This window comes from Olsenella sp. CU969, assembly GCF_905219715.1.
GTDB classification, from domain to species: domain Bacteria; phylum Actinomycetota; class Coriobacteriia; order Coriobacteriales; family Atopobiaceae; genus Granulimonas; species Granulimonas faecalis.
The window spans coordinates 1-10,315 of record NZ_CAJMXC010000067.1 but is presented as its reverse complement, the minus strand read 5'-3'; the positions used below and the strand labels follow the sequence as shown (position 1 = coordinate 10,315).

6 protein-coding genes and 1 pseudogene are annotated in these 10,315 nt (G+C 67.4%); 2 read left to right on the top strand and 5 right to left on the bottom strand.

The features are described from left to right. Positions 1-22: 22 nt before the first annotated feature. The gene (locus tag JX283_RS06765) at positions 23-1,837 is read left to right on the top strand and encodes an elongator complex protein 3 (protein WP_239652519.1); all 1,815 of its coding nucleotides are present in this window, start codon (positions 23-25) and stop codon (positions 1,835-1,837) included. Between the two features lie 1,473 nt (positions 1,838-3,310). Here the strand turns inward: JX283_RS06765 and nagA are convergent. The 5 genes and pseudogenes from nagA to JX283_RS06740 all read right to left on the bottom strand — a co-directional run bounded on the left by nagA (position 3,311) and on the right by JX283_RS06740 (position 9,599). After that, positions 3,311-4,459, bottom strand: coding sequence for an N-acetylglucosamine-6-phosphate deacetylase (gene nagA, locus JX283_RS06760; protein WP_204829892.1), 1,149 nt, complete (start codon positions 4,457-4,459; stop codon positions 3,311-3,313). A 1,308-nt stretch (positions 4,460-5,767) separates the two neighbouring features. Continuing rightward, a complete protein-coding gene (gene glsA, locus JX283_RS06755) occupies positions 5,768-6,715 on the bottom strand; it encodes a glutaminase A (protein ID WP_204829891.1) in 948 nt (315 codons plus the stop codon). A 565-nt stretch (positions 6,716-7,280) separates the two neighbouring features. Further along, complete coding sequence (locus JX283_RS06750) at positions 7,281-7,934, bottom strand: HNH endonuclease (protein ID WP_204829890.1); 654 nt, start codon at positions 7,932-7,934, stop codon at positions 7,281-7,283. A gap of 610 nt (positions 7,935-8,544) precedes the next feature. Further along, positions 8,545-8,886 (bottom strand): annotated as a pseudogene (locus JX283_RS06745) (methylated-DNA--[protein]-cysteine S-methyltransferase); the annotation flags it as partial. Positions 8,887-8,927: 41 nt separating this feature from the next. Beyond that, on the bottom strand, positions 8,928-9,599 hold the full coding sequence (locus tag JX283_RS06740; protein ID WP_204829889.1) for a DNA-3-methyladenine glycosylase: 672 nt from the start codon (positions 9,597-9,599) through the stop codon (positions 8,928-8,930). Between the two features lie 88 nt (positions 9,600-9,687). Between JX283_RS06740 and JX283_RS06735 the strand changes: the two genes are divergently transcribed. After that, positions 9,688-10,008 (top strand): hypothetical protein, encoded by a 321-nt coding sequence (locus tag JX283_RS06735; protein ID WP_204407143.1) that lies wholly within the window; start codon positions 9,688-9,690, stop codon positions 10,006-10,008. The last annotated feature ends 307 nt before the right edge of the window (positions 10,009-10,315 follow it).

The window sequence follows — 10,315 nt, the reverse complement described above, 5'->3', positions numbered from 1 at the left end:
CACCTGAGAGGAGCCGTCCGCCTTGGACCGAAGACACCCGGACGCCCCCTCCCCCGAGGCCGCCATCTTCGACCTTGCCGCCGAGCTCCGGGGCCGCGACGACCTGCCCGACGAGCGCTGGCTCCTGCGCTTCATCCGCTCCCGCAACGCCGGCGTGACCGACACCTCGCGCCACCTGAGCAAACGTCGGCTCCTCCCCTACCTCCTAGCCCGGGAGGAGGCCGACCCCGGCCACTGGGAGCGCCTGGGCGTGGACGACGTCTGCCGGGAGCGCCTGGTGAGGCTGCTGCGGGCAAAGCCCCGCCGCACGGCATCGGGTGTGGCAACGGTCACGGTGATCTGCAAGCCGTGGCCCTGCGCCGGCCGCTGCCGCTACTGCCCCTGCGACATGCGCATGCCCAAGAGCTACCTTGCCAACGAGCCGGCCTGCCAGCGGGCCGAACAGGCATTTTTCGACCCCTACCTGCAGGTTTCCGGCCGCATCGCCACGCTGCACGCCATGGGGCACCCCGTGGACAAAGTNGAGCTCATNGTGTTGGGCGGCACGTGGGACGACTACCCGCTGCCCTGGCGCCGCTGGTTTGTCGCGCGGCTTTTCGAGGCCCTGAACGATGGCTGCGGCGCGGCGGCCCAGTCCGAGCGCCAGCGACTGCGCGACCTCTACCGGGAGCGGGGCTTCTCGGCCGTCGGGGAGCGCCGGGCCGAGGAGTGCGCAGGCGTGCAGGCTCCTGTCGCTGCCGGCGAGCTCTCCTACAACGCCGCATGGAAGCGCCTCTACGGCACCGATTCGCGCTGGCGCGCCTTGGCCGAGGAGCACCGGGCCGGCTGGGACCGCGTGGAGGCGGCCCATCGAGCCAACGAGGACGCCGCCTGCCGCTGCGTGGGGCTCTCGCTGGAAACGCGGCCCGACGCGGTGAGCGAGCAGAGCCTCTATGCCATGCGCTGGCTGGGCGCCACAAAGGTGCAGCTGGGCGTGCAGAGCCTGGACGGCGACCGGCTCTTTGCCAGNGACCGNTCCGCCGACGCCGACTGCGTGGCCCGCGCCTTCTCCCTGACCCGGCGCCACGGGTTCAAGGTCCACGCCCACATGATGGCCAACCTACCCGGCGCCACGCCCGAGGCGGACAAGGCCGACTTCGCCCGCCTGATGGGCGACCGGCGCTTCCGTCCCNACGAGGTGAAGCTCTACCCCTGCACCCTCATCGCCGGCACCGCCCTGGAGCGCGACTGGCGGGCCGGGCTCTGGCGCCCCTACACCCGCGACGAGCTCATCGACGTCATGGCCGCCGACGTCGCCTCCTGCCCTCCCTACCTGCGCATCTCCCGCATGATCCGCGACTTCTCCGCCAAGGACATCGTGGCCGGCAGCCGCGAGGCCAACCTCCGCCAGGCCGTGGAGGACCGCCTCGCCGCCGAGGGGCGCCCCGTAGCCGAGATCCGCCAGCGCGAGATCGCAGGCGCCGAGCAGGACCCAGACTCGCTCTCGCTGGCCACCTTCCCGTATGCCACGGCCGACACCGAGGAGCGCTTCCTCTCGTGGCAGGCGCCGGACGGGCGCATCGCCGGGTTCTNCCGCCTGTCGCTGCCNCATGGCGGCGGGGTTGCCATGATCCGCGAGCTCCACGTGTACGGCCGGGTCTCGGAGCTGGGCCAGGTGCAGCCGGGCGCCCAGCACCGCGGCCTGGGGCGTGCCCTTGTCGAGGAGGCCTGCGCCCAGGCGNCACGGGAGGGGTACGGGGCCGTGGACGTCATCAGCGCCGTGGGGACACGCCCCTACTACCGGAGGATCGGCTTCTCGGACCACGGCCTCTACCAACGGCGGCAGCTGCGGGGATAGGCCTCCCGCTGCAGGCAGGCCCCGCCTCTCCCCTACGACGCCTCGAGGTCGTCCACCACCGCTGCCACGAACTCCGCCGGCGACCGGAAGGTCGACCCCTCCTCGTCCATCAGCTCGAGGTCNCGGCCGGCCCGGTCGGTGCAGTCGTCATGGTCGATGCGCCCCTGGGCCGTCATCACCCCGTGGCGCCCGTGGGCCGTGGCCCCGAGGGGCACGAGGCCGTCGTTCTCGCCGTCGAGGTGGCGCACCACGGCCGCCACGTGGTTNCTGGGNTAGCGGCGCTGGCGGCTGCGGAACCCGAAGGAGCGGAAGGGCACGGCCTCGAGGAGGGCGCGGCGCCCCTCGTCGAGCTCGAGGTCGGCCAAGGCCCGGGCACCNTCCACGGTGANGTCGCGCAGGGCCTGGANGGAGTCGGGGGCGCGGTCGCCCCGCAGGCGGCTCCAGCCGTTGACGAGATGCGACACCACATGGGGCAGCAAGAAGCGCGACCGGTTGAGAAGGCTGCAGAAGCGCATGCCCCGGTGGGGGCTCGAGAGCGTCGCCACCCCGCGCACCTTGGCGGCCATGCCGGGCTCGATCAGGGCCGAGCGAACGTCGAGGCCGCCCTTGGAGTGGGCGACGAGGACCACCTGAGGGGCACCGGTCTCGGCCAGGACCTCCTCGACGGTGCGGACCAACCTCCTGCCGTTGGAGCGCACGGAGCCCCAGGCGTCCGTGTCACCGAAGAACACCGCGTACCCGTGCTCGCGCAAGGCGTCGGGCACGCGGCCCCACAGGNGCGAGCGGTGGATGCCGCGGTCGTGGGCGGCGATGCCGTGGACGAGGACCACCGGGCAGTCGTGCCGCCCCTGCCCCACCGGGGGCCGCTCCCCCGCCGTCCGTCCGTGCTCCCGTTCCATCGCGGTCATCTCCCTCGCAACCATGGCCCACGGGGTTCGTAGCCCTGTCGGGGGCGGCGTTGCACGGCGCACAGAACCNTCAAGTGGCACCCTCGCCGCCCATGAAAAAGGCGCCGGGCCCTGGGGGTCCGGCGCCGCATGCCCATGATGAGGTCGGGGCACGGGGGTTAGTGCTTGAGCTTGTCGCCCAGGCCCTTGGCCACGTCGCCGGCCTTGTCGGCGAGGTCCTTGGCGACGTCGGCGGCCTTGTCGGCACCCTCCTTGGCGCCGTCGGCGGCCTTNCCGGCCACGTCCTTGGCGCCCTCGCCCAGGTCCTTGGCGGCGTCGGCGGCCTTCTCGGCNAGGTCCTTGGCGCCGTCGGCCACCTTGTCGGCCATCTCCTTGAAGTCCATGACAGGTCCTTTCGGTCGGAGCCCTCGGGGCTCGTGGTGGTCCGCCTGCGGCGGTCCCGGTTCTGCCTTTGGTACCCGCCGAGAAGGGCGTCTTTCGCCCCAAGGGCCCATCCATCAAAGAAGAAAAGCGCCCCGGCCGGGAAGGTCGGGGCGCCACGGTGGAACGGGGGTCCGGACGGCGCCTAGGCCTCCCAGGCCACCTCGCCGTCCACGTAGGTGGCCTCCAGATCCATGGAGGAGGTGAAGCACGCCATGTCGGCCGCGCGGCCCGGCTTGATGGAGCCGCAGACGTCGTCCACGCCCGCGCTCCTAGCCGGGTTGACGGTGGCCATGGCCACGGCCTCGGCCGGGGTGGCGAGCCCCCAGTCCACCACGTTCCTCACGCACTGNCAGAGGCCCACGANGGAACCAGCGAGGTTGCCGCCGTCCTTGAGGCGCGCCTGGCCGTCCTTGACGGTGATGGGCAGNCCCTCCATCANNTAGTCGCCCTCGGGCATGCCGCCGGCGGCCAGGCAGTCGGTGATGAGGCACACCTGGTCCTTGCCGCGGGCGCGCATGACCACGTTCACCGACACCGGGTTCACGTGGTTGCCGTCGCAGATGATCTCGTCGTAGACGCCGGGGCAGGTGAGGGCGGCGCCCACCATGCCGGGCTCGCGGTGGTGCAGCGGGCTCATGGCGTTGTAGGTGTGCACGAACACCGTGGCGCCGGCGTCCACGGCGCGACGGGCCTCCTCGTAGGTGGCGTTAGAGTGACCCAGGGCGACCACGGCGCCCATGGCCGTGGCCTTGGCCACGAACTCGGCGGCGCCGTCGTTCTCGGGGGCGAGGGCGATCTTGAAGGCCAAGCCGTCGGCGCAGTCCATCCAGTGCTCGAGCACGTGGAGGTCGGGNTTGCCCATGTAGGNGGGGTTCTGGGCGCCCTTGTACGTCTCGGAGAACCACGGTCCCTCGAGGTAGATGCCCTGGACCTTGGCGCACCCGGGCTTGTTCACGTGGGCAGCGGCGATGGAACAGGCCTCGGCGATGCTCTCCGTGGGCGCCGTGAGGGTGGTGGGGAAGAAGCTCGTGCAGCCGTTGCGCACGAGGCCGGCCGCCATGGCGTCGAGGCCGTCGGCGGAGAGGTCCATAACGTCGTGACCGTCGAAACCGTGGATGTGCGTGTCCACGAGGCCGGGGGCCACGAGGTCGCGCTCGTCGATGCGCTCCACGCTCGAGGGGGCGTCGGTGGAGAAGGCGCCGAAGACGCCGTCGGTGACGGTGAGGTAGCCGGGGCCGGTGGGGCCGCCGGACAGGAAGAACGAGTTGGCGTGGATGGCGTAGGTTACCATGGGGTCTCCTTGGGTCTGGGATGCCGGACGCTGAGCGGGGCGCTGGGCCCCGCACCCCACGTTACTTCACCGAGGCCATGAGGAGCAGCACCTGGACCGCCATGAGGTACGGCAGCGCAAGGTAGGCGGCGGGGATGGCCGCGAAGCCGTCGAAGGAGAAGGCGCGGCCGGGGTAGACGGGGGCCACGTCCTGCTGCACGGCCACGGGGGTGCAGCCGTTCTCGGCACCGTCGAGCGACTTGAGGGAGGCCACCTNGGACGCCTTCTCGTCGTCGGAGCCGCCGATGAAGGCCACGGCCAGGGCGTCGTGGGTGACGTCGCCGTCGCCGGCGGCGCTCACGAGGTCGCCGCGGGACACCTGGGGCGAGACGCCGCCGCGGCCGAGGCCGGCGAAGTTGGCGGCCTGCACCACGGCCTCGCGGGCGACGCCCTGGAAGTGGGTGCCACTGGCGAGGAAGACCAGGGAGTCGAAGGGCTCCAGCACGAGGGAGGAGAGGGCGGTCTCGCGCATGACNACCATCTCGCCCATGCGCACGGCGATCCGGGTCCAGTTGTCCTTGGCGCGCAGGTCGTCGGNGCCCAGGCAGAGATTGGCCATGAGGGTGAGGCANGTGAAGCCGGCGNGNTCCGCAGGCTCCNGGGAGGCCTCGGCGGTGGCCCTCCCGTCGGCGGCGGAGGCGACGTTGTGGAGGGCGATCACGAGGCCGTCCTCGTCGGGTACCACGGCGNTGGCGATGCCGTCGGCCGGATCGCAGGTGAGGCCCAGCACGAAGAGGCCCTTGACGTTGGCGCGCACCGCTGCCACGGCCTGCCCGAGCGCGGCGTCGTCGCCGCAGGAGAGGGCCACGAGCAGCAAATGCTCGGCATCGCGCAGGGTGTCCTTGGGGGCGCGGGCGAGGTCCTCGGCGGCGGCGCAGAGGTAGTCGCAGCCGCCCACGCCGCTCACGGACAGGCCCTCGGCGGCCGACACAGCGGCGTCCAGNGCCGAGCCGCTGCCCGTGAGGACGACGGTCAGGGTGCCGTCCACGCCGTCCTCGGGGGTGTCTCCCCCGAGGACGCCCGCGGCGGCGCGGGCGCGGCCCACGAGGGCGTTGACGTCGGGCTCCACCTCGCGGTAGAGGTCGAGCACCTTCTCCCAGAGCTTGGGCTGGCGGCNGATCTGGGAAGNNNCNGTGGGCGCGTTCTCGCGCACGAGCTGGGCGATGTCGTTCTCGAGCATGGGGTTCCTCCTCTGGGCACGGTTGACTGCAGGGCAGATACCCGGACCGCGCGGGCCCTTGTCACGGCCCACGGACACGACAGGGGCCCCTACCCTTGGAACACGTTGAGGCCCAGCTCCTCCCCCAGCGCCGCCACGGCCTCCTGGCCGCGCACGGAGTTGCCCGCCGCGTCCAGGGGCGGGGCGAAGGCTCCGATGCCCATGACGCCGGGCACCACGGCGAGGATGCCGCCGCCCACGCCGGACTTGGCCGGGATGCCGGTGCGGTAGAGCCAGTCGCCCGTGGACTGGTAGAAGCCCACGGTGCAGATGAGCGACGTGAGCTTGCGGGCGAGGTCCGCCGAGAGGACCTCCTTGCCTCCTGTCGGCGACACGCCGCCGTTGGCGATGGTGGCGGCCGCATGGGCCAGCTGCTCGGCCGTCACGGCGAGGGAGCACTGACGTGTGTAGAGGTCGAGCGAGAGGTCCACGTCGTCGTAGATGCGGCCGTAGTCCCTGAGCAGCCAGGCGATGGAGCGGTTGTCGAAGTTGGTGGCGCTCTCCGAGCGGTAGAGCTCGTCGATGAGAGCGACGGGCGACCCGCAGAGATCTTCGAAGTTCTGCAGGATGGCCGCCCATTTGGCATCGGAGTTGCCGGTCNGCTCGACGAGGGAGCAGGCCGAGATGGCCCCGGCGTTCACCAGCGGCGTTGAGGGGCTGTGGTTTTCCAGAATGATGGCCATGATGGAGTTGAAAGGAAGGCCCGTGGCATCGGCACCGATTTTCTGCCGCACCGTCTCCGGGCCCAACTGCTTGAGGATGAGGGCGGCCGTGAAGACCTTAGATATGGACTCGACGCCGAAGGGGCGGGCGGCGTCGCCGAGGGAGAGGCACGTGCCGTCCACCAGGCACACGGAGAGGCCGAACAGGGACGAGTCGATGTTGGCGAGATAGGGAATGTAGTTGGCGTTCTTGCCGCCAGTGGCCGCCTTGGCGCGGGCCGCGGCGTGATCCATGGCGGTTTGGACCTGCTGGTGCGCGAGGCTTTTTGCTGGCACGGGGCCTCCTCAAGACGGGGTTTGGCCGGTTGGTACCCAGACACAACCGAACGATTGCTATCAATGGGAGCAGGGGCGTCTTCCAGTGCGGAAGATCATGGCCTTTGTGGATCAACCGATTAAACGCCTTGCCACCGATCCAGATCGATATGGTGCCCCTACAGGCAACCAAAGGAGAACCGATGAACCGCTCAGAACCGAATACGGCAACTCCAGGCGCTGACTCCCTTGTTGCACGGGCCCTCCTCGACATAGGGGCATGGCGAAACACCTTCCCCGCCTTTCCCCTCGTGGTTGACCCTTCAGACCCCGCGTTTTTGACAATGACGAACCGCACTGAACGACCTGATATCCATGTGCTTCTCACGGTGCCGGCCGGAAAAGGCTACGAGAGCCTATCCGACCCGGAAAAGCAAAGCCTCGCCGCCTACCTCCAACAGGCTTTGGCCTCCATGGGATGGAAAGAAGACCACGTGGTGATACTCCGTCACCCAGAGATAGAATCCNGCGTTGTTTACGGAATCTATGTAAGTGATGGATATATATTATTATTTGATATATTCAGCTAANACCGACNCTTCCCGCAGTGAATTGCACCATGGTTAATCCTCTTGAATTCATCGAACTTGGCCTTTAAATAAGCATCACTCGGCCAATCGGCCTCGTTCTTGGGAAATCTCAGCTTCTGCACACCGAGCTCTTGATAGACGACGTCGGGCACAGAGTCAGCAACAAAGATCTTTCTAGTCCCAGGCTCAAAGCCAATCCGCCAACTATCAAACAATGCATGTATGTCAGCACGCAACAAAAGGCCGTTCTCCACTACATTGGTCTGCACCCCACGGTGCCCAAGGATGTGAGCCGCCTGCAACGTACAACCTGTCTCAAACCCCGTGACCGCACATGCTCCGTCGTAGGCATCCAACAGCATCCGTCGAAAGCCACTCTGCCCCTTACGTACCTTCTCGAGCACAAGCCTAGCCGTNCGTTCATCGCGCATTAGCTCCTCGGGAGAAGCACCCAGCTCGATAAAATCCTCTTTGACTAAGTAGTCGTGCACTCTTGACCGGAATAGGCCGTCTTCCTCTGTCTTGGAAGTCACCGGCCCATGGAGCACGAAGGTTTCGTCCTCCGGTCGATACNCCTCGACAAATGCCAGATACCTGCTGTACTCGCCATCTTTGGCGAGAAAGACCCCGACGGGGATGCCGTCCCTCATGCAGTTCTTAAGGGAGTCGTTCCATTGGGAATCGGTCTCACCTCCCCGGTTGTTGCGATGTGCGGCGTAGACAAGGTACCAGTCCCCGGCAGGGCGATCGATCTTAGCGCCNTCGCTGTCATAAAGGTCATTCTTCGTGATAGTGACAGTGCGTAGGGGGAACCAGCAGGCTTGTGGATGCCGCGCTGGGCGGCATGGGCGAAATCCGGGCTGACACCCGGAAGACGCTGTCCCTTGCCGTAGAGGCGAGGGCCCACCTCGCCGCTCTGCTCCATGAACCACCGGTAGGTGGCCTCAAAGTCGGCCCTTCTTGACTCGTCGATGAGCGAGAGCGCCCTCTTGACAGTAAGGTCCTCGTTCCAGAGGTAGTCGTCGACCCGCTGGATGGGGTCGTCATCTTCTGGGATATGGCCGGTATCGTCCATAGGACTCGATTCTCGACGGTATCGATGGACCAAGCATAGTCCAGATCCATAGACGCCCGTCGTCGCGATAGCCCTACCCCCTCTCCAACGCCAGCAGCGCCGCTTTGCGCTCGATGCCTCCTGCATAGCCCGTGAGCTTTCCCCCCAACGCCCACCACGCGATGGCACGGCATCATGAGTGAGACAGNGTNGTGTNCCACNGCGCCGCCGACCGCCTGGGCGCTCATCCGCTCGATACCGCGCTCCTCGGCCAGCTGTCGCGCAATCTGCCCATAGGTCACGGTCTGTCCATAGGGAATGGTTTGCAGGATTTCCCACACGCGCCGACGGAAGGGCGTACCCTCGAGCCTGAGTTGAGGCACAGGGCCCGGCTCTTCCCCGGCAAAATAAGCATCGAGCCAGCTGTCTGCCTGAGCAAAGACGGGCAGGGTCTCCTCCTCCCNCGCCGCCTCATCTGCCCCCTTGGCCGCAGCTTCCTCTTGGTCCGCAAACCACAGGCCGCACAGCGCCTCGCCGTCGCTCTCCATGCATACGGTTCCCAGCGGAGACTCGTACCTGTGCCCATAAATCATGATGCACCCCTTTCTGCACGCCCGCTCTTGACTGCCGCCGACACGGCCGGATCGGACAGCCCTGGTACTTCCNCTCCGGCCACAGCCCAGAGATACAAGCTGGCCACGCTCCCGTAGGGGCTGAAGCGGCGCCTATACCGCTCGAACCTCTCCGGTCCCACCTCACGATGCCGATACACCATGCGAAGGCCCCGGTGAATGGCCAGGTCTCCGTAGCTGAACACATCTGGACGCTGCAGGCAGAACAGCAAGATCATCTCGGCCGTCCACACCCCTACGCCCTTGAGGGAGCTAAGGGCCGCCACGGCATCGCCGTCNTCCATGGCGCTCACTGCATCGATGTCAAACGACCCATCACGCACGCGGCGGGCGAAGTCCGTGATATAAGACACCTTGCGCCCGGAGAGGCCAAGCCCCCGCAAGCGCTCTTCGCCCGCACCGAGAACGGTTGCCGCGCTCACGACGCCGAGGTTCTCGCGCACCCGCCGCCACACCGTTGCCTGCGCCTTGGTGGAAATCTGCTGGCCCACAATATGGTGAACCACTGCAGCGAAAAGGTCTGGATCGACCTCCCGACGCACAATCCCCACCTGGTCTATGACGCGGCCAAGCCGCTTGTCCCGTTTGCGAAGGTAGTTTATCTCCTGCTCACCATAGGCAAAGCACATGACTCCCTCCTTTTGTGGTTAGTATAGAACATCTGTTCTGTATATACTAGGGGGGTTTCGGAGCAGGCGAGGAGAGGAGGTGGTCACCATGACAAGGAAGAAGCGCAAGCCCATCCCTGTGGGCACCATCAGTGCCCTGGACGTCACGCGGGCCCACATGCCCAAGCACAACGGCTGGGTGTGCCGCGGCGGCCCCCATGGGGACACGGCGTACAACCGCCGCAAGGAGAAGGCAAAGTTCAAACGCATCCTTAACGAGGAGGGCGGCCACGGTCGCCCTCCTTTTTTGACGCTTCCAAGCAATGGGGCTCCTTGCGACAAGCGGAAAGCCGCCGCAAGGAGCCCCAAACGCGCGATGGCGGGTAGCGTTGGCACGAAGGCCCTCGGATGCGCGACCGTTGAGGCATGAAGGGGTCTCGATGCGCGGTTTTGGCCCCTTGTCGACAAGAAGTCGCGCATCGGGGGCGGTTCGCGGCGTGGCCATCGCGCATTGGAGGCCNTTAGCGCAAANGGCGACGGNTGCGCGGCCAAACCTGGCGCAAAGGGCCTCCAATGCACGATTTGGGGACCTTCTCGCGCATTGGAGGCCTTTAGTGCCAGGAAAGTCGCGCATCGGGGGCGGTTCGTGCCAAGGGGCGGCCGGATCACGCACCTAGCGCGTTTCAGGTCGAAAGAATCGCGCGCTCGATGCCCTTCACGCCACACCGCCCCTCTCC

Coding starts and splice junctions, on each gene's coding strand:
- JX283_RS06735 (WP_204407143.1), top strand. CDS start 9,688: ATGACAAGGAAGAAGCGCAAGCCCATCCCTGTGGGCACCATCAGTGCC.